Source organism: Nocardia sp. NPDC041819 (genome assembly GCF_055590505.1).
Genome location: NZ_JBVJAP010000004.1, coordinates 304,983 through 324,006 on the forward strand (window position 1 = coordinate 304,983; position 19,024 = coordinate 324,006).

A 19,024-nucleotide genomic window follows, 5' to 3' on the forward strand; every position below is an offset into this window, starting at 1 on the left:
ACCGGACCCGAGGAGGCGGAGTCTGCCACCCCGGGGAAGGTGCAGGTCATCCGCATTGTCGACGATGGTGGGGAGTCGGCGCGGGCCATCGTGACCTGTCGCCGCGGGCGAAGACGCACGCGTTGTGCCGTGGCCGATCGAAGCGAGTGGACGAGAGGGCGTAGGCTGAGCGCTCCGACGGACGGCGCGACTTTCTGGGAGCGGTGCATGAGCAAGGGTGAGGGGACTCCTCCCGCTACTACGCGGACCGGCACGATCAGCGTGCGGGTGCCCGCGGTCTCCGAACAGCTGGCGATGCTGCGTGCCTTGGCCGAGACCGTCATGCTCATGGCCGATTTCGGCATCGATGAGGTGACCGATATCCGGCTGGCCCTCGACGAGGTGGCCAGCGCCCTGGTGCTGGACGCGGTGGACGGGGCGGAGCTCGAGTGCGGGTTCGGCTTCGAGGACGACGCGGTGGAGGTGCGCGTGTCCACCGTCACGGTGTCGGACACCAGCCCGGACGAGTCCGGCTTCGGCTGGCACATCGTCGCGACGCTGACGGATTCGGTCTCGGCCACCCGCGGCGCACACGACTCCGCCGCGGGCGGCTACCCGACTGTCGTCGACTTCCGTTGGGTCCGCGGCGGCTCGAATAATGAGTAGCGAGTCGAATTCGGCCGGTGCGAAGCGCAAATCGCGGGGAGACAGCTACGACAATATCGAGCCGCTCTTCGCCGAACTGGCCGCGCTGGCCCCGGACGATCCGCGCCGGGAGGCCGTGCGCGCCGAGCTGATCGAGCGCTGCCTGCCGCTGGCCGAACACATCGCCCGCAAGTTCAGCGGGCGCGGCGAGAGCTTCGAGGACCTGCTGCAGATCGCCCGGGTGGGCATGCTCGCCGCCGTCGACCGCTTCGATCCGGGACACGGCGCGACCTTCCTGTCGTTCGCGGTGCCGACGATCATGGGCGAAGTGCGCAGGCATTTCCGCGACTACGCCTGGTCGGTGCGAGTGCCGCGTCGGCTCAAGGAGATCCAGTCCACCATCGGTCCCACGGTGGAGATCCTGTCGCAGCGGCTGGGCCGGATGCCACGGGCGCGGGAGATCGCCGAGGAACTGGGCGCCGACCTGAACGAGGTGACCCAGGCGCTCATCGCCCGCAACGCCTACCAGACCTCCTCGATCGATGCCGCCTCCGACACCGACGATTCGGAATCCGGCGGCCCCTCGCTGCTGGACTCGCTCGGCGCCGAGGACCCGGATTTCGGCACCGTGGAGAACTATCTGGCGGTGAAGCCGCTGCTGGCCGCGTTGCCGGAGCGCGAGAAGCAGGTGCTGGTGATGCGCTTCTTCGACTCGATGTCCCAGGAGCAGATCGCCCAGCGGATCGGCTGTTCGCAGATGCAGGTCTCGCGGATTCTGTCGAAGACGTTGAAATCGCTGCGCGAGCAGGCTCTGCGGGACTGACGCACGCGCGCGGCGTTCACTCGCCGGTCAGCTCGTCGTGGTATTCGCGCATCGCCTGGACCACGGCGACCAGGACGCGGCGCGCGCCGGCCAGGTCCGCGTCGGCCAGTTCGGCCATCGCGGCGCGGGTCTGCCGCCCGAGTGGGGTGAAGAAGCCGCGGGCCACGTCCATGCCGTGCTCGTCGTAGTGCAGGATGACTCGTCTTCGGTCGGTCGGGTCGGCGGCGCGGCGCAGGTGACCGGAGTCGATCAGGCGCTCGACCAGGTAGGTCACCGCCGATGAGGAGATCCCCATCAATTTGCCGAGCCCGCCCGCGGTGAGCGGCGCGCCCTCGATCTCGGCGGTCGCGACGTGCATGAGTGCGCGAAAGTCGTTGGCGCGTAGTTGGTGTGTTCGCGCGAAGACCTGGCCGATCTGCTCGGAGATCGCGGTGAGGGCGCGGATGTCGGCGGCGATGCCGGCTTCCAATCCATCACGGTCCGGCCGGTCCGCGTTCGGCTCAGGGGTCAACGGCGCATCCTTTTCCACACGGGGGTCAGCGTAGTTCAGCAGGTGTCTCAATTGCTTAATATTTCAGTTTCTGAGAGAGTTGCGGGGTGAGCGCTTGGGATCGCTATGCGTCGGTGGTGACCGCCCGGACCTCGTGGGTGCTGCTGGTGGTGCTCTCCGCCGCCTCGGTAGGCCTGATCGGTGCGGTGGGTGAGAACGAGTCCGCCGGGCAGGCCCCGACCGCGCTACCGTCCTCGGCGGAATCGGCGCACGTCGAACAGGCGCTGGAGGAGTTCCCGGACGCCGGGACGGCCGCCGCCATCGTCGTCGTCACCCGTGCCGACGACGGCGAACTGACCGACGACGACCGGAACGCCGCCGCCGCGGCGGTCTCCCGCGCGTCGGGACGCCCGCCCGGTCCGGGCGACCTACTCGCCGCGCCGGACCGGAAGGCGGCGATCGGGCAGGTTCCGGTGAGCGCCGACCTGAACGGATTCGCGCTGACCGACCGCATCGACGAGATCCGTTCCGCCGCGCGGGACGGCTTGCCCGACGGGCTGGTTCTCCAGGTCACCGGTGGTCCGGCCTTCGGCGCCGACATCGCCGACTCGTTCTCCGGCGCCAACGTCACGCTGCTGGCGGTGACCGCGGTGGTCGTCGCGGTGCTGCTGATCGCGACGTATCGCTCACCCGTGCTGTGGCTGGTGCCGCTCGCGGTGGTCGGTGCGGCCGATCGGGTGGCCACCGGCGCGGGAACCGCGCTGGCGCGCCTGACCGACCTGACCTTCGACGGTTCGACCTCCGGTGTGACGAGCGTGCTGGTGTTCGGCGCCGGCACCAACTACGCGCTGTTGCTGGTATCGCGCTATCGCGACGAACTGCACCGGGAATCCGACCACCGCGCGGCGCTGCGGCAGGCGGTGCGGCGCGCCGGGCCCGCGGTCCTGGCCAGCAACGTGACGGTGGTCGCCGCGCTGCTCGTGCTGCTGCTCGCCTCGGTGCCGAGCACACGCAGTCTCGGTGTGATGGCCGCGCTCGGATTGCTGGTGGCGGTGGTGTTCGTCCTGCTCGCGCTGCCCGCCGCGCTCGCGTTGTGCGGGCGCAAGGTGTTCTGGCCCTTCGTGCCGGAGGCAGACGACCGCGACACGGCGGAGGAGGGCGTCTGGCACGCGATCGCCGCGCGGGTGGTGCGCAGGCCCGCGCTGGTCGCGGGCGGTGCGATCGTGGTGCTCGCGGTCTGCGCGACCGGATTGCTGTCGACGCAGGTGGGACTCTCGCAGACCGAGCAGTTCCGGGTCCGCGCGGAGTCGGTGGAGGGATTCGACGCCCTCGCGCGGCATTTCCCCTCCGGGGCTTCCGATCCCGCGATCGTCCTCGCGCGCAGCGATGCGGCGGCGGGAATCGATGAGGCGTTGCGCCGCACCGATGGCGTGGTACTGACCTCACAGACGGGCACCTCGCCGACCGGACTGACCCGGTGGTCGGTGGTGATCGACGCCCCACCGTCTTCCGCGCGCGCCTTCGACACGATCGAGGCGCTGCGCGCGTCGGTCGCGCGGGTGCCCGGAGCCGACGCGATGGTCGGCGGCACCGACGCCCAGGCGCTGGACGTGCAGACCGCCGCGAGCCGGGACCGCAAGGTGGTCATCCCGCTCATCCTCGTCGTCGTGCTCGTGGTACTGCTCGCGCTGCTGCGCGCGGTGCCCGCCGCGCTGCTGCTGGTTGCGGTCACGGTGCTGAGCGCGCTGGCCGCGCTGGGTCTGGGCAGCTGGATGAGCGAGCACGTGTTCGGATTCCCGGCGCTGGACATCAGCGTGCCGCTGTTCGCATTCCTGTTCCTGGTCGCCCTCGGCGTCGACTACACGATCTTCCTGGTCACCAGGGCGCGCGAGGAGACGCCGCGGTACGGCACCACGCGCGGCATGGTGCGGGCGGTGGCGGTGACCGGCGCGGTGATCACCAGTGCGGGCATCGTGCTGGCCGCGGTATTCTGCGTGCTCGGCGTGCTCCCGCTGATCACGCTCACCCAGGTCGGCATCGTGGTGGGCCTGGGCATCCTGCTCGACACCTTCGTGGTGCGCACGGTGGTGATCCCGGCGCTGTTCAGCCTGATCGGTCGCAAGCTCTGGTGGCCGAGCGAGCTGCGGCTCGTCGAGGGGGACGACGCCGCCGAATCGGCGCGGCGCACGGAAGGCACAGAGAAGAGCGGATGACCGCTCGTGCGGCCATCCGCTCGGGAAGGCGTATCTCTGCCATCGCTTCGATCATGCGCGGCGCCGGGGACCACCTCCCGCGGCGCCGTTCCACGGTGGTCAGTGCTTGAAGGCGTCCTTCACCTTCTCGCCTGCGTCCTTCAGGTCCGACTTGACCTTGTCGGTGCGGCCTTCGTCGCGCTTCCCCCGGTCGCCCGTCGCCTCGCCGACCTTCTCTTTGGCCTGACCAGCGACTTTATCGGCCTTATTCTTCGCCTTGTCGACTGTGCTCATGTCACAACCTCCTTGTGAAGAGACCGGCCGACCATCTTCAGCCGGTCTTCTTCGCGATAGCCCGTTATCGAGAAGCCAAACGTCCGGCCTTTCCGCGCGAAGCGGAAGACCCGGTCGAAACCGGGTCTTCGCGAAATTCGGGCGTATCTGAACGACGAGGCCGCGCGGCGTTCTCCGGTGGCGGAGCACGTCGGAAAGCGAATTACTAGGCGGGCACCGTGGGCGGCGTGAGGAGCCCCTGGAGCACACCGACACCCGCGCCGACAGCCGCGCCGACGGCGATGGCCGGGGACGCGACGAACCCGTAACCGATGGCGGCGCCGAAGGCCATGACGGCTACCGTCCCGGTCGGGAACATCGGCAGGCCCGCGATGGCGCCGCAAACGGCGCCGATGACCGCGCCGATCGAGGCGACCGGCGAGGCCACCATGCTGCCCACCGAGGCGCCGATGGCGGTGGAACCGAGGACGTCGGCGGCGATGGCGTCGGAGCGCGACGGCTCGAAGCCCGCCGAGTCCAATGTCTGCGCGATGCCGGCTTCCGGGCCCGCGATCGCGTCGTTGAACATCTTGCCCTGCTCGGGAGTCAGGAAGTCCGGCCTGCCGATCACCACCGAACCGACGCGCAGGGTGCCGGGAGGCGCCTCGATCGGCGCGACCGAGGGAGCCGGGGCGGCCGGGTTGGGCAGGTGCAGCCGCTGCGGGACGATCGGGGCGAGCACGTTCGGATCCGGCATCGGCCGGTTGACGCTCAGGTCGTTGCGGCCCGCCGAAACCGGGGGCGCGAGCGGAACGGCTTCGGGGGGAAGGGCTCCCGGGTCCGCGGGATCGGCCACCGGGGTGATGACGCCGACGGCGGGCGCCGGAGCGAACGGGAGCTGGACGGAGATCTCCGGCAGCAGCGGATCAGCGGTGGCGGTCGCCGCGCCGACCACGGACAACGGGATGGCGCCCGCGACGACCAGCGTGGCGGCGCGGCGTAAGAAGGGGTGTGCTGGAGTTTCGGGTACTGCTATGCCCATGGACTTACCCACCTCATTCTGAAGAGGACATATACCTACCTTTCTAGTTCGATTCAGAAAGCCCTACGGATGCGCGAAATTCGGATTTCTTTTCCGATAGCGAGGAACCGCTCCACGTGCCAATCGAATCCGTGCGGCGGTATCGAATATCGGTGGCGCCGTACGGCAACCGATGACGTTCGCGATTGCGGTCAAATTGCTGACGGAGTTCAGGAAAACCGGCGGGGAAACGGGTTTCGGCCCCGCTGCAAGGCTTCCGGTCCGCATCGCGGCCGAGCAGAGCGCCCCGGGTCGACCACCCCGGGGCGCACCGCGTCAGGAGGCTGCGGCGAATCCGGCGCGCAGGTCGGCGAGGATGTCGTCGATTCCTTCGATGCCGACGGCGAGGCGGACCAGGCCGGGGGTGACGCCCGCGGCCAGCTGCTCTTCGGGTGTGAGTTGTGAGTGGGTGGAGGTTATCGGCCGCCGCCCGACATGGACGGCCGCTATTGATCGCCGGTCCGTGACGCGTGCTGTCCCCTAGTCTGTCGGAATGGCAACTCCGAGTGTGTGGACCGTGACGACCACTACCCCCACCGAAGACGCTGCCCAATCCATCGCTCACGCCGCGGTAACGGAGAAGCTGGCGGCGGGTGCGTTCATCACCGGCCCGATCAAGTCCGTGTTCTGGCACCTCGGCGAATCCGGTGAAGGCCAGGAGTGGCGCGTCGAGCTGCGAACCTCCGACACCACCCGGGACGAGCTCGCCGCCAGGATCAAGGAGCTGCACCCTTGGGACAACCCGGAGCTGACCGGCCAGCCCATCGCATGGTGCCCCGATGAGTACGCGGACTGGGTGGGCCGCTCTACAGTGGCATAGCCGCATCTGCCTGTACGGTGGCCGTGTCCCGAATCCTCATCCGGCCGGGGCGCACTGTGCGGAGGAGGGGTCATGTTCGCGCTCGTCGTGAGGTTCGACCTGCAAGACGCCGGGAAGGCGACCGAATTCGACAAGTTGGTGGCGGAAACCGTTCGAGCGATAGCCGACTTCGAACCCGGGACGCTGGTGTACGCCACGCATACCGTCGAGGGTGAGCCGCTGTCGCGGATCTTCTACGAGGTGTACCGCGATCGTTCGGCCTTCGAGGAGCACGAGCGGCAACCACACACGCGCCACTTCCTGAGCCAGCGGGAGAACTACGTCGCTTCGTTCCGGGTGGAGTTCCTGTCGCCCGCGGATGCGAAGGGCCTGCCCGCGGCGGGCTGACCGGATCACAGACGCGCGGCAATCCCGCACCATACGGCGAAGCCGTGGACGGTGTCGACGCTGCGCGCTTCCGCTCGAGCCAGCGCCCGCACTGTCTCGTGCACCATTGGATTCCAGCGAGTCTGCGCCGGGGCAATCGCTTTGACTGGAGGCGGTGGCTCGGTGACCGCGATGGCTAGGCCGACAACGGTTTTCGCGGACGCACCCACGACAATCCTGGAGACTCCGGTGGCACGGTGTCGCTTCTACCGAAACGTCGGCGGGCTACCGGCGCGCATCGATCCCGAGCTGGGCCGAATCTTCATACCGTCGGGCAGTGTCGGCGCGATCACCGTGCCCGCGCAATTAGGGGCGATGGTGAAGATACGAATGCAGCAACTCGGTGGTCCTGCCGGACCGATCATTTCGCACCCGCGTTCGAAGCGGTGGACCTTCTTGGTGGCGCCGGATATCCCGCATGACATGCCGCTGTTCTCCGAGTTGTTCCGGCTGAACGCGACCCCCTCGCACCAATCGGTGCGCAGATCGCGTTGCCGTCACCCGCTGATGGTGTCGGTGACCGGTTCCGGGTGTGGGCGCAGGCTCCGAGCGACTCTTACCGGCCGTCCGCGCTGGCGGTGATAGGTGCAATCCGGGATTGCGTGCTGGCCCGGATACGGAGGTAGCGCGGGTGGGCGAGCAGCGCACAACCGTCACCTTACTCACCAGCGCGTTGGTGCTCGGCACGGCCACCATCGCCGACGCCGAACCCGTACGCGCCGCGAACGACGAGATCGTGTGCTTCGTCCACGCCATCGAGCCGTGGAAGACCGACCACGGGTCGATGGCCCCGATCAACTACGGGTTCAAGGTGCACTGCACCGGTCGGCCTGCGATGCGCAGCGTCACCACGAAGCTGTGGCGTTACGATGCTGCCGACGGGAAGTGGTACAAGCACGCCGAACGCATCGACACCAGCACCGACCCCGACGTGCAAGCGTTGTACTCCGCGTCGTGCTCGTCGGCGGGAATTTTCTACGGGTTCCATACCCAGGTTGAGGTGACCGCGATCGCCGGTACGTGGGACGACGGCGGCGACAACAGTGCCACCATTTCCGCGATCTGCTGACACGACAGGGAAGGGCACAGCCGATGGGCACACTGGACCATCCAGCGGTCAGCGTGGCGTTCGATGCCCTCGCGGCCGCTGACTCGAGCCTCGCCCCGATCGACGTCATCGTCCGGGCCGAGATCGTCGCAGTCCTCGTCGACGGCGAACGGGGCCGTTATGTCGTGTTCGTCCACCCCGACGGTGACCAGTGGGCGACGCGCGGAACGATGTTCGGCGTACCCCGTCCGACCGGTCCTCGGCACGAGCACACACCGGCGTGGGAGGCGCTGCAACGACTCGGCACCCGGTTCCGGTCGGCCACCGCCGACCGGTTCGGTGAGGGCTGGTTCGCGGTGATCGGCCGAGCCGCCCACGACGCGGTGTCCCTTTCGGTTACGTCCTCGTTCGAGGAATGCGTCGTGCCCATCGGCGCGGACGGTCTCGCGTTCGCGGTCATCCGCGCGACCGGCAGCGAGACACCGCGGGTTACCGTGACCACTCGCGACGGGCGAGCGATCACGGTCGCGCCGCTCGCGGCCTGACCGGAAGTCACCCGACGCCCCGGAGCGGATCACTCCGGGGCGCACCGCGTCAGGAGGCTGCGGCGAATCCGGCGCGCAGGTCGGCGAGGATGTCGTCGATTCCCTCGATGCCGACGGCGAGGCGGACCAGGCCCGGCGTGACGCCCGCGTTCAGCTGCTCCTCCGGTGTCAGCTGTGAGTGGGTGGTGGAGGCGGGGTGGATCACCAGCGAGCGCACGTCACCGATGTTGGCGACGTGGCTGTGCAGCCGCAGTGCCTCGACGAATCGCTTGCCTGCGTCCACGCCGCCGGCCAGTTCGAAGCCGATCACCGCGCCGGTGCCCTTGGGTGCGAGGGTGCGGCCGCGCTCGTACCACGGGGAGGACGGCAGGCCCGCGTAGGACACCGAGGTGACTTCCGAACGGCCGGTGAGGAATTCGGCCACCGCCTGCGCGTTCTGCACGTGCCGTTCGATCCGAAGGCTCAGCGTCTCCAGTCCCTGGCTGATCAGGAACGCGTTGAACGGCGAGACCGCGGCGCCGAGGTCGCGCAGCAGTTGCACGCGCGCCTTGAGCGCGTAGGCGGGCGGGCCGAGCTCGGCGTACACGACACCGTGGTAGCTCGGGTCGGGTTCGGTGAAGCCGGGGAACCGGCCACCGGTCCAGTCGAACGTGCCGCCGTCCACGATCACGCCCGCGATGGCCGCGCCGTGGCCGCCGAGGTACTTGGTGGCCGAGTGCACGACGATGTCGGCGCCGTGGGCCAGCGGCTGGATCAGGTACGGCGTGGCCACGGTGTTGTCCACGATCAGCGGGACGCCGTTGTCGTGGGCGACGCCCGCGATCCCCGGGATGTCGAGGATGTGATTCTGCGGGTTGGAGATCGTTTCGCCGTAGAGCGCCTTGGTGTTCGGGCGAATGGCGGCCTTCCACTGCTCGAGGTCGTCGGGATCGTCGACGAAGGAGACCTCGATGCCGAGCTTGGGCAGCGAGTAGTGGAAGAGGTTGTAGGTGCCGCCGTAGAGCCGGGGACTGGAGACGATGTGGTCGCCCGCTCCGGCGATGTTGAGGATCGCGAAGGTCTCCGCGGCCTGCCCGGAGGCCAGCAGCAGTGCGGCGACACCGCCTTCCAGTGCGGCGATGCGCTGCTCCACCGCGTCCTGGGTGGGGTTCATGATCCGGGTGTAGATGTTGCCGGGCTCGGCCAGACCGAACAGCGCCGCCGCGTGCGCGGTGTCGCGGAAGGTGTAGGAGGTGGTCTGGTAGATCGGCAGCGCGCGGGCGTTGGTCGTGCCGTCCGGAATCTGTCCGACGTGGATCTGCTTCGTCTCGAAGCTCCAGTTCTGGGACAGGTCGGGTTCGGTCATCGGGGAGGTCCTCCTTCTGGTGGGTGATCGATCGGGGTGGGGCGGCGGCTAATCGGTGATCAGGGTGGTGTCGACCGGGGTGCGCCCGGTGGTGAGATCCAGCACGGGGCAGTGCGCGTCGACGGCCTGCTGGAGTTCGGCATAGCGCTGCTCGGTGTCGGGTCCACTGATGCGAACGGTCACCCGCACCGCTTGGAACCCGGCGCGGACGTTGTCATCCAAGCCGAAGAATCCGCGTACGTCGAGATCGCCTTCGGCGCTCACCGACAAATCATCGATCGTGATGCCGAGGCGCTGCGCCCAGAACCGGTAGGTCACCACTTGACACGAGATGAGCGCCGCCAGATACACCTCGACCGGATTGGGCGCGGTGTCCGCGCCGCCGAGCGCGGGCGGTTCGTCCACGCGCACCGTGTACTTGCCGAGGGTGATCGCACTGCCCACCGTCCCCTCCGTGGTTCCGGAGGCACGGAACACCACCAGCGCGTTCGCCGCGTCGTCCGCGACGGCCCTGGCCGTCGCGTCGGCGATGTCGTTGAGCGGGGTGCTCACATCAGTTGTCATGTCCAGTGACGCTAGGAACCGCGGCGGGCGACGGCGAGAGTTACATTCGGACTGAGTGCAACGATGGCGTTTCCCGCGACGCGGTCAGTCCGCGGTCTCGCTCTCCGGCTCCGGCTCCGGCGGCGGCGCGGTGGCCGCGTCGATCTGCTCTCCGATGTACCGCAGGACGACCGCGGCCATCGCGACCACGGGGACGGCCAGGAACGCGCCCACGATCCCGTACAGCGAGCCGCCCGCGGTGACCGCGAGCAGCACGATGACCGCGTGCAGCTGCATGCTGCGGCTTTGCAGCACCGGTTGCAGCACGTTGCCTTCCAGCTGCTGCACGGCGATGACGATGCCGAGCACGATCAGCGCGGTCACGAAACCGTTGCCCACCAACGCGACCAGCACCGCCAGCGCACCCGCGACGAACGCGCCGACCATCGGGACGAATCCGCCGAGGAAGGTGATCACCGCGAGAACCAGTGCCAGCGGCACTCCGAGGATGACCAGCCCGGCGCCGATACACACCGCGTCGACCAGGCTGACCAGCGCCTGTGTGCGGATGAAGCCGCCGAGCACCACCCAGATCCGGCCGAGCACCTCCTCCAGGTGCTTGCCACCGCGGCTGCCGGAGACGCCGTGCAACCAGGGCAGGAAACGCGGTCCGTCCTTGACGAAGAAGAACACCAGCACCAGCACCAGGAACAGGGTGACCAGCACCGACGTCGCGGTGGTCACGCCGCTGAACACACCGCTCGCGATCTGAGCCGAACTCGACTGCAGCCGCGAGACGATCGCGTCCACGGCCGAATCCAGTTGCTCGTCCCGGATTTTCAGTGGCGGGCCTTGCAGCCAGTCACGCACCTGCTCGACGCCCGCGCTCGACTTGTCGGCCAGTTCCGGCGCCTGATCGACGACCGACGGCACGATCAGCGCGATGATGCCGGCCAGCACACCGATGAAACCGAGCACCGCGATCGAGGCGGCCGCCGCGGGTGGCAGGCCCCGTGCGGTGAGCCAGCGCACGGGCGGCCACAGCACGGTGGCGACGACGATCGCCAGCGCCACCGGCAGGATCACCACCCACAGCCGGGCGACCAGGAATCCGAGCACCCACGCGCCCGCCGCGATGGCGACGATGCACAGCGCCCACTTGGCCAGCCACACCAGGCCCGCACCGATGACGTCGCCGCGATCCCGCGGTGCGGGCTTGTCCGGTCCGTGGCTTTTGCTACGTTCGCTCACCGGCCCAGTCTGGCACGTGCGAACCCGATCGATCAGGGCTCGCGGCGGCCCACCCGCGCCGCACGGCTCAGGAACGCGCTGTTTGACCCGGCAGCCCGGGGTCATCACCTGAGCAGGTCATCGGAAGGGTGGTTGCCGTGCGGTGTGTGGTGTTCGGTGCGACCGGCTACATCGGCGGTCGCCTGGTGCCCGAGCTGCTGCGCGCCGGGCACACGGTACGGGTGCTGGCTCGCACACCGGGCAAGCTCGCCGACGCGCCCTGGCGCGATCGCGTCGAGGTGGTGGCCGGTGACGTGACCTCCGCCGCCGACGTGCGCGCCGCACTGGACGGCCAGGACGTGCTGTACTACCTGATCCACTCGCTGACCCGGGCCGACTTCGCCACCGTGGACCGGGAGGCCGCCACGCTGGTCGCGGCCGAGGCGGCGGACGCCGGGCTGACCAGGATCGTCTACCTGGGCGGCATCGTCCCGGATGCGCAGCGGTTGTCGCGGCACCTGGCCTCCCGCGCCGAGGTAGGCGAGATCCTGCGGGCGGGCTCGGTGCCCGCCTTGGTGCTGCGGGCCGCGGTGATCATCGGTTCCGGCTCGGCCAGCTTCGAGATGCTGCGCTACCTGACCGAGCGTCTGCCGATGATGGTCACCCCGCGCTGGGTGCGCAACCGGATCCAGCCGATCGCGGTGCGCGACGTGCTGTATTACCTGACCGAGGCGGCGGCGCTGCCCGAAGGCGCCGGCGGCGCGTTCGACATCGGCGGTCCGGACGTGCTGACCTATATGGAGATGATGCGCGGCTACGCCGAAGTGGCTCAGCTGCCGCGACGGCTGATCGTGCCGGTGCCGGTGCTGACACCGTGGTTGTCCGCGCAGTGGGTGAATCTGGTGACCCCGGTGCCCCGCGCGATCGCCGTGCCGTTGATGGAATCCCTGATCAACGACGTGGTCTGTCACGACCACGCTATCGCCGACCTCATCCCCGACCCGCCGGAAGGATCGACCGGTTATCGGCGGGCGGTGACGCTGGCGTTGCAGAAGATTCGCGATCTGGACGTGCCGACCAGGTGGTCGGACGCCCGTTCGGCGGGCGCGCCGTCGGATCCACTGCCCACCGACCCGGAGTGGTCGGGCGGTTCGCTCTACCGGGATGTGCGCGAACGGCACACCGACGCCGACCCGGCGACGCTGTGGCGGGTGATCGAGGCGATCGGGGGCGAACACGGCTGGTATTCGTTCCCGCTGGCCTGGTCGCTGCGCGGATGGATAGACCGGCTGGCCGGCGGCGTCGGTCTGGGCCGTGGCCGCCGCGACCCGCACCGGTTGCACGAGGGCGAGGCGCTGGATTGGTGGCGGGTGGAGCGGCTGGAGCGACCGCGGATGCTGCGTTTGCGCGCCGAGATGCGGGTGCCGGGCCGAGCGTGGCTCGAGCTCACGGTCGAACCGGACGGCCCGGGCGCCACCTATCGCCAGTGCGCGTTGTTCGAACCGCACGGGCTGGTCGGGCACCTGTACTGGAAATCCATCGCGCCGTTCCACGCGGTCATCTTCGGCGGGATGGCGCGCAACATCACCGGCGCCGCGGAATCGTCCCGGACGTGATGACCCGCTGACCGGGAGCGGGGGAGTCGTCGATCGCCGGCGCCGCGGCGATCACCGGCCAGGAGTTGTGCAGGTCCTGCTGCCAGTAACCCCAGGAGTGCGTGCCGAAGGGGCGGAAGTCGAAGGTGGCGGGGATGGCCAGTTCGAGATGAGCAGGCAGGTGATCGCGACGCTGCTCGGCAGGCTCGACATCCCCGACGTGGGATCGGCGCTGACGCAATACCTCCCGCACGGCTCGAGCTGGCGCATGGCCCCCGGCGCGGTGCCAGCGGCCGACCGGCCGCCGATGGCAACGCTGACCGCTACAGGTACTCGATGACGCGGCGAACGCCCCGCATCCTCCCGGTGGCGGACTTACGCTGATTCCGGTGGCGATTTCGGAGTGACGGCTGGGAGTCTCGGTGAGCGCGGCATTGGTCAAAGGTCAGAACGGGGCATTGGATGTGGCGCGCGTGCAGGTGGCGGTGCGCACCGAGGCCACGGTGGATGTGTCGGCGCTGCTGGTGACCGAAGCGGGGCGGGTGCGCTCGGACGCGGATTTCGTGTTCTTCAATCAGCCGAGCGCACCGGGCGTGTCGCTGGGGCCGGGAACGCCTGGCGCGCTGTCGGTTTCGCTGAGCGACCTGCCTGTGGACATCGCGCAAGTACGCGCGGTGCTCACTCTCGACGATCCGGCGCAGACCTTCGGCGGCGTCGCGCCTCCGGTCGCCACGGTCGCCGACGCGGCGGGAAACGTGCTCTACGAGTACCGCATCGAGGGCTTGGGCAGCGAATCCGTGGTGATCGCGCTCGAACTGTATCGCCGCCGAGGCGGATGGAAGGTGCGAGCGGTCGGGCAAGGTTATGCGGGCGGATTCGCCGCGCTGGTCACCGATCACGGCGTGAGCGTGGACGACGCCCCGGTGGTGGAGGCCTCGTCCGCGAATCGAGCCGAGCCGGGCCCGGCGGCAGGGCCCACCCCGGCGACGGACGTGTTCACCGTCCCCGGCGAGGCGCGGCTCTCCTTCGAAAAGCGGGCGAAACTGGACCTGCGCAAGCGGGAGGTCGCGAAAGTCCTCATCGACAAGAACGTTTTCGGCATCCGCGCGCGCGTCGTTCTGGTCATCGACAAGACCGGCAGCATGAACCGGCAGTATCGCGACCAGGTGGTGCATCGCGTCGTGCAGCGGATGATTCCGGTGGCCACCCAGCTCGACGACGACGGCACCCTGGAGGCGTACCTCTACGCCCGCTCCTTCGCCAAGCTGCCCGACATCACGGTCGAGCACGGTGAGGAGTGGGCACGAACCTATCTGCACCTCACCGGCACCCACGGCGGCATCGACTACGACGCGCTCGGCGCCCGCAACGAGGAACTGCCGATCATGCGCGACATCATCGACTCGTTGCGCCCCGGCGGTAGCCCCACTCTCGTGCTGTTCTTCACCGACGGGGGCTTCGCGAAGAAGCGCGAGATCGCCGCGCTCATGCGGGAGGCGTCGCTGCTGCCCGCGTTCTGGCAGTTCGTCGGCCTCGGGCGCGCCAACTACGGTCTGCTGCGCACCCTGGACGAATTGTCCGACCGCGCGGTCGACAACGCGGGGTTCTTCGCACTCGACGACATCGATCAGGTCGACGACGCGCAGCTCTACGCCCGCTTGCTCGGCGAGTTCCCCGACTGGCTGCGCGCCGCGCGAAACGCGAACATCCTGCGCTGAACGCGCGTGGGCGTCACCGCCGCAACGAGCCCGCAGCTGCCCTGCCCACGGAGCATCGCCCGCCTGTCATAGCGAGAAGCTATGGCAGGCGGTGATCGCTCCGCCGCGGATCAGCCGATGACAGCGTTCATGATGGTGCCGGCGCTGGTGGCGATCACCCCGCCGATCATGGCTCCCGCCACCATCTTCGGCGACTCGAGCCCGCCGCCGGTCCACTTCTCCCAGGCGAAGCGCCCACCGGCGTAGATGATGCCGCAGATGCCCGACAGGAGTACGAACCACGTCAGGTAGCGGACCAGTTGGAGGAACTTGTCGGAGATCGGCGGCGCTTCCGGGGTGGGATTGCCGATCTGCGCCAAGGTGTCGAAAGCGGCGGCCATGATCATCGTCGTTCGCTCATTCTGGATTCGGGACAGGGGCAAGTGAATCGCTGAGAAGATCGTATCCGTTCGCTCGCCCCGATGCAGTCAGGTCGGTGCAGCGCAGGGAAGTTCGTGTTTCCCCTGCCCGCACCCGGGTAGCCGAACTCGTGTCCGGACGCGGAGGATCCGCACCGTGCGCACACCGCGGCGGGCCGCATGCCCGTATCCTGGGCGTGGCCGAATTCATCGGTGGTCGAACAGTTTTCGCATAGCGGCTGGTCGACGCAGGGTTGCATTCGAGCGTAGAGGGAGTAGACGGTGAGCATCATTCTGGCGTCGGTCGGCGATTCGTTCACGACGTTGGCGCAGATCGGCAATCCGACCCCGGAGGCTCCGCCCCTGGCGGACAAGCTCTTACAGTTCGTGCGGTATCTGACCTGGTTCGCGCTCGCGTCCGGCATCGTCAGCATCATCTACGCGGGCGGCAGATTCGCCTGGGAGAAGTGGAGCGGCGGCGGATTGCAGTCGCCGAAGATGATCGCGGGGGCGATGCTCGGCGGGGTGGTCGCCACGAGCGCGGGCACCATCATGAACACCGTTCTGGAGTTCTGACCGCGGGCGGTCGCGGCGATCCTGGCGGCGCGCCTTCGTCGGTGACGACGAGCGTGCCGCGCGGGATCGCCGCCCGCGGTCCTCGCCGGGGACGCCGCCGAACTCGGCTCCCCCTTCTGCGATTGCCCCGCTGACCTGCGATTTTCACTGCGGAGGGCGGTTATACTCCGGTGCGGATCTCGCGGTGCCCGATAGGATCGGAGGCGGAGCAGGATCATGGACGACTGGACCGAGGGTGAGTTCACGCTGTCGCGGCGCACGGCGCTGGGCATCGCGGCGACATCGGTGGCCGCGTTCGGATTGGCGGCCTGCGGCGAGGCCGAGCAGAGGAATCCCGTCCCCCGAGACGCCGCCACGATCGCCAAGGACGCCTACGAATTCGGGTACCCGCTGGTGCTGATGGACGTCACCCGGATGGCGGCGGAGGCGTCCACGCCCGTCAACCGGTTCGAGCACGCGTCGTCGTTGCCCACCCCGGCGCAGCGCGAGGTGGTGCGGCTGGACCGGGACACCTTGCGGTCGACCGCGTGGCTCGATCTGGCGAACGAGCCGATGGTGCTGAGCGTCCCACCGATGGACCGGGGCCGGTTCTGGTTGGCGCAGGTGCTGGACGCCTGGACGAACAACGTGCACAACCCCAGCGGTCGCCGTCCGCAGGCGCGATCGGTGTTGCCGCCGTACACCTACGCGGTGACCGGCCCGGGCTGGTCGGGTGACCTGCCCGCCGGGCTGACCCCGTTGCCGATGCCGACGCCGACGGTGTGGCTGATCGTCCGGATCCAGGTCGACGGCGAGAGCGATCTGCCCGCTGTGCACTCTTTGCAGCGGCGGTTGCGGCTGGCTCCGTTGAGCGCGTGGGTGGCGGGCACCGAGCCGCCCGCCGCGCCACCCAGGGAGGGGATCGCGCAGCCACCGCCGGAGTGGGTCGACGAGATGGACCCGAAGGTGTTCTTCGATCGGATGTGCGCGTTGATGGCGATCGATCCGCCCGCGCGTGCGGACGAACCCGCCATGCGGCGGTTCGAGACGATCGGCATCCGGCCCGGCGGCGCGGTCGAAGGCCTCTCGGACGTGGAACTCGCCGCCGCGGTGGACACCGCCCAGCAGCAGATTCCGGTCTATCTCGGCGCGCGGACGGTCAATGAGAACGGCTGGCTCATCGACCCCGACGTCGGCCGGTTCGGCACCAACTATCTGCTCCGCGCCGCCATCGCGAGGGTGGCTCTCGGCGCGAGTCCGGCGGAGAACGCCTTCTATCCGACGCTGTTCGCCTCGACCGGCACCGGCGATGGCGGCACGGGCCGATTCCGGCTGCACTTCGCACCGGGTCAGCTACCGCCCGTCGACAACTTCTGGTCGCTGACCGCCTACGACGCCGACAGCTACCTGGTGCCCAATCCCGCGGAGATCTACACGGTGGGCCATCCGGAGCCGGTGATGCTCAACCCCGACGGGTCCACCAACATCGCGTTGCAGTACACCGATCCCGGCCCTTCCGTTCCCGCCGGGAACTGGCTGCCCATCCCCGAAGCCGGTCAATTCTCGCTGACCCTGCGGATGTACGCGCCGAAGGAGGAGGCCATCCACGGCCGGTGGCGTCCGCCGCCGTTGGTGCCGGTGCTCTGACCGCACTCCGCCCCGCCGCACGTTCCCGGCCGCTCAGCGCGCTGCGGCGCGAGGACCGTTCAGGGCGCTGACCAGCTATTTTCCCGCCGGAGGTGGTTATACTCCGGAACGGACCGGCTCGGCGACCGATCGGATCGGAGACGGAACAGGATCATGGACGACCGGACCTACCGTGAATCCGCGCTGTCGCGGCGCACCGTGCTGGGGATGGCGGCGTCGGTGGCCGCGCTCGGCGTGGCGTCGTGCGGCGGATCGGGCGAGGACGACTCGGCCCACCCGACGGTGACCAGTGCGGCCGGAGCGATCGCCAAGGACGCCTATGTATTCGGCTTTCCGCTGGTGCTGATGGACGTCGCCCGGATGGCCGCGGAGGCGTCCACGCCCGTCAACCGGTTCGAGCACGCGACCTCGTTGCCGACCCACGCACAACGGAACGTGGCGCGGCCGGACCCGGACACGCTGCACTCGACCGCGTGGCTCGACGTGACGAACGAGCCGATGGTGCTGAGCGTCCCCGCGATGGAAGGGGGCCGGTTCTGGCTGGCGCAGGTGCTGGACGCCTGGACGAACAACGTGCACAACCCGAGCAGTGTCCGGCCGCAGGCGCGGTCGGCGTCGTTCACCTACGCGGTGACCGGCCCGGGCTGGTCGGGTGCCCTGCCCGAAGATCTCACGCCCTTGCCGATGCCCACGCCGACGGTGTGGCTGATCGTGCGTATCCAGGTCGACGGCGAGAAGGACGTCTCGGTCGTGCGCTCGGTGCAGGAGAGGTTGCGGCTGGTTCCGTTGAGTGCGTGGACGGCGGGCGCCGCGCCGCCCGCGAGCGCGCCGCCCAGCGGGCAATCGGAGACGCGACGCCCGGTCGATCAGGTCATGGGGATGAACGCGCGCGATTTCTTCGATCGGATGTGCGCGGTGCTCGCGGTCGATCCGCCCGCTCCCGAGGACGAGCCCGCCATGCGCCGTTTCGCGGCGATCGGCATCCGGCCCGGCGGCGCGGTCGAAGGCATCTCCGAAGGTGAACTGACCGCCGCGGCCGACACCGTGAAGCAGCAGCTCCCGGTGACGCTGGGAACGAATACGGTCAACGACAACGGCTGGGTCTCCGACCTCGGGGCGGGCCGGTACGGCACCGACTATCTGCTGCGAGCGGTCACCGCGTTCGGCGCGCTCGGCATCCCGCTGCCCGAGGACGCGCATTACCTCTTCACGGCGGTCCCCGCCGGCTCTGGTCCTTTCCGGCTGCACTTCGCCTCCGGCGAGCTGCCGCCAGTGGACGCGTTCTGGTCGCTGGCCGTCTACGACGCCGCCGATTACCTGGTGTCCAATCCGGCCGAGATCTACTCGATCGGTCACCATGTGCCCGTCGTGCTCAACCCGGACGGCTCCCTCGACCTCACGCTCCAGCACGATGATCCGGGTTCCGGCGTCCCCGGGGGCAACTGGCTGCCCATCCCGGAATCAGACCCGTTCTCGGTGACCCTGGCGTTGTTCGCACCGAAAGCGGCCGTCTTGCAGCGGCGTTGGCAGCCACCGCCGCTGATCACGCTCTGACGAGCCGGTCTGCGATGCTGGGCCGAGGGGCGCGTCGAAAAAAGTAAACAGGTTTTACTAAACACTGTTCACGAAGCCTGGTTCTGTGGTTGCATCTCCTTGACCGTGTCCCCTGCA

General features: G+C 69.0%; 20 protein-coding genes and 1 pseudogene. 12 read left to right on the top strand and 9 right to left on the bottom strand.

Translation table 11 applies throughout. The annotated features are described in order from the left end of the window. Positions 1–207 precede the first annotated feature (207 nt). Positions 208–645 (top strand): ATP-binding protein, encoded by a 438-nt coding sequence (locus tag ACZ6DL_RS16010; protein ID WP_040865700.1) that lies wholly within the window; start codon positions 208–210, stop codon positions 643–645. Further along, positions 638–1,447 (top strand): RNA polymerase sigma factor SigF, encoded by an 810-nt coding sequence (locus ACZ6DL_RS16015; protein ID WP_466051725.1) that lies wholly within the window; start codon positions 638–640, stop codon positions 1,445–1,447. Before ACZ6DL_RS16010 ends, ACZ6DL_RS16015 begins: the two co-directional genes overlap by 8 nt. 16 nt (positions 1,448–1,463) lie before the next feature. On the opposite strand, the gene ACZ6DL_RS16020 is transcribed toward ACZ6DL_RS16015, so the two are convergent. Further along, the gene (locus ACZ6DL_RS16020) at positions 1,464–1,958 is read right to left on the bottom strand and encodes a MarR family winged helix-turn-helix transcriptional regulator (RefSeq protein WP_466051726.1); all 495 of its coding nucleotides are present in this window, start codon (positions 1,956–1,958) and stop codon (positions 1,464–1,466) included. Positions 1,959–2,044: 86 nt separating this feature from the next. On the opposite strand from ACZ6DL_RS16020, the gene ACZ6DL_RS16025 reads away from it, so the two are divergent. Further along, on the top strand, positions 2,045–4,150 hold the full coding sequence (locus ACZ6DL_RS16025) for an MMPL family transporter (RefSeq protein WP_466051728.1): 2,106 nt from the start codon (positions 2,045–2,047) through the stop codon (positions 4,148–4,150). 99 nt (positions 4,151–4,249) lie between these two features. Here the strand turns inward: ACZ6DL_RS16025 and ACZ6DL_RS16030 are convergent, their stop codons facing one another. The 3 genes and pseudogenes from ACZ6DL_RS16030 to ACZ6DL_RS16040 all read right to left on the bottom strand — a co-directional run. After that, positions 4,250–4,423, bottom strand: a complete 174-nt coding sequence (locus ACZ6DL_RS16030) for a CsbD family protein (RefSeq protein ID WP_040865702.1) — start codon at positions 4,421–4,423, stop codon at positions 4,250–4,252. A gap of 205 nt (positions 4,424–4,628) precedes the next feature. Beyond that, positions 4,629–5,444, bottom strand: coding sequence for a hypothetical protein (locus tag ACZ6DL_RS16035; RefSeq protein WP_466051731.1), 816 nt, complete (start codon positions 5,442–5,444; stop codon positions 4,629–4,631). 315 nt (positions 5,445–5,759) lie between these two features. Continuing rightward, positions 5,760–5,957, bottom strand: a pseudogene (locus tag ACZ6DL_RS16040) (PLP-dependent transferase); the annotation flags it as partial. A gap of 19 nt (positions 5,958–5,976) precedes the next feature. Here ACZ6DL_RS16040 and cutA point away from each other — a divergent pair. The 4 genes from cutA to ACZ6DL_RS16060 all read left to right on the top strand — a co-directional run bounded on the left by cutA (position 5,977) and on the right by ACZ6DL_RS16060 (position 8,322). After that, a complete protein-coding gene (gene cutA, locus ACZ6DL_RS16045) occupies positions 5,977–6,303 on the top strand; it encodes a divalent-cation tolerance protein CutA (RefSeq protein ID WP_466051733.1) in 327 nt (108 codons plus the stop codon). 72 nt (positions 6,304–6,375) lie between these two features. Then, entirely contained in the window at positions 6,376–6,690 is a 315-nt protein-coding gene (locus tag ACZ6DL_RS16050; RefSeq protein ID WP_466051735.1) for a putative quinol monooxygenase, read from the top strand. 670 nt (positions 6,691–7,360) lie between these two features. Continuing rightward, positions 7,361–7,798, top strand: coding sequence for a hypothetical protein (locus ACZ6DL_RS16055; RefSeq protein ID WP_466051736.1), 438 nt, complete (start codon positions 7,361–7,363; stop codon positions 7,796–7,798). A gap of 23 nt (positions 7,799–7,821) precedes the next feature. Then, on the top strand, positions 7,822–8,322 hold the full coding sequence (locus tag ACZ6DL_RS16060) for a hypothetical protein (RefSeq protein WP_466051738.1): 501 nt from the start codon (positions 7,822–7,824) through the stop codon (positions 8,320–8,322). A 49-nt stretch (positions 8,323–8,371) separates the two neighbouring features. On the opposite strand, the gene ACZ6DL_RS16065 is transcribed toward ACZ6DL_RS16060, so the two are convergent. From ACZ6DL_RS16065 to ACZ6DL_RS16075, 3 genes are all read right to left on the bottom strand, one after another. Then, the gene (locus ACZ6DL_RS16065) at positions 8,372–9,667 is read right to left on the bottom strand and encodes a bifunctional o-acetylhomoserine/o-acetylserine sulfhydrylase (protein WP_466051740.1); all 1,296 of its coding nucleotides are present in this window, start codon (positions 9,665–9,667) and stop codon (positions 8,372–8,374) included. A 48-nt stretch (positions 9,668–9,715) separates the two neighbouring features. Next, a complete protein-coding gene (locus ACZ6DL_RS16070; RefSeq protein WP_466051742.1) occupies positions 9,716–10,231 on the bottom strand; it encodes an OsmC family protein in 516 nt (171 codons plus the stop codon). An 84-nt stretch (positions 10,232–10,315) separates the two neighbouring features. Continuing rightward, complete coding sequence (locus ACZ6DL_RS16075; RefSeq protein ID WP_466051743.1) at positions 10,316–11,461, bottom strand: AI-2E family transporter; 1,146 nt, start codon at positions 11,459–11,461, stop codon at positions 10,316–10,318. A 137-nt stretch (positions 11,462–11,598) separates the two neighbouring features. Between ACZ6DL_RS16075 and ACZ6DL_RS16080 the strand changes: the two genes are divergently transcribed. Continuing rightward, entirely contained in the window at positions 11,599–13,056 is a 1,458-nt protein-coding gene (locus tag ACZ6DL_RS16080) for an SDR family oxidoreductase (RefSeq protein WP_466051745.1), read from the top strand. Here ACZ6DL_RS16080 and ACZ6DL_RS16085 read toward each other — a convergent pair. Then, on the bottom strand, positions 13,025–13,288 hold the full coding sequence (locus ACZ6DL_RS16085) for a hypothetical protein (protein ID WP_466052012.1): 264 nt from the start codon (positions 13,286–13,288) through the stop codon (positions 13,025–13,027). The two genes, ACZ6DL_RS16080 and ACZ6DL_RS16085, sit on opposite strands and share 32 nt — an antisense overlap. A gap of 169 nt (positions 13,289–13,457) precedes the next feature. Here ACZ6DL_RS16085 and ACZ6DL_RS16090 point away from each other — a divergent pair, with 169 nt between their 5' ends. Continuing rightward, positions 13,458–14,753: a vWA domain-containing protein gene (locus ACZ6DL_RS16090; RefSeq protein ID WP_466051747.1), complete on the top strand. Its 1,296-nt coding sequence runs from the start codon at positions 13,458–13,460 to the stop codon at positions 14,751–14,753. A 110-nt stretch (positions 14,754–14,863) separates the two neighbouring features. Here the strand turns inward: ACZ6DL_RS16090 and ACZ6DL_RS16095 are convergent, their stop codons facing one another. Beyond that, complete coding sequence (locus ACZ6DL_RS16095; protein WP_040865712.1) at positions 14,864–15,139, bottom strand: hypothetical protein; 276 nt, start codon at positions 15,137–15,139, stop codon at positions 14,864–14,866. 294 nt (positions 15,140–15,433) lie between these two features. Here ACZ6DL_RS16095 and ACZ6DL_RS16100 point away from each other — a divergent pair, with 294 nt between their 5' ends. From ACZ6DL_RS16100 to ACZ6DL_RS16110, 3 genes are all read left to right on the top strand, one after another. After that, positions 15,434–15,727 (top strand): hypothetical protein, encoded by a 294-nt coding sequence (locus ACZ6DL_RS16100; protein ID WP_040865713.1) that lies wholly within the window; start codon positions 15,434–15,436, stop codon positions 15,725–15,727. A gap of 216 nt (positions 15,728–15,943) precedes the next feature. Then, a complete protein-coding gene (locus ACZ6DL_RS16105; RefSeq protein WP_466051750.1) occupies positions 15,944–17,353 on the top strand; it encodes a DUF1254 domain-containing protein in 1,410 nt (469 codons plus the stop codon). Positions 17,354–17,506: 153 nt separating this feature from the next. Then, on the top strand, positions 17,507–18,907 hold the full coding sequence (locus tag ACZ6DL_RS16110; protein WP_466051752.1) for a DUF1254 domain-containing protein: 1,401 nt from the start codon (positions 17,507–17,509) through the stop codon (positions 18,905–18,907). Positions 18,908–19,024 lie beyond the last annotated feature (117 nt).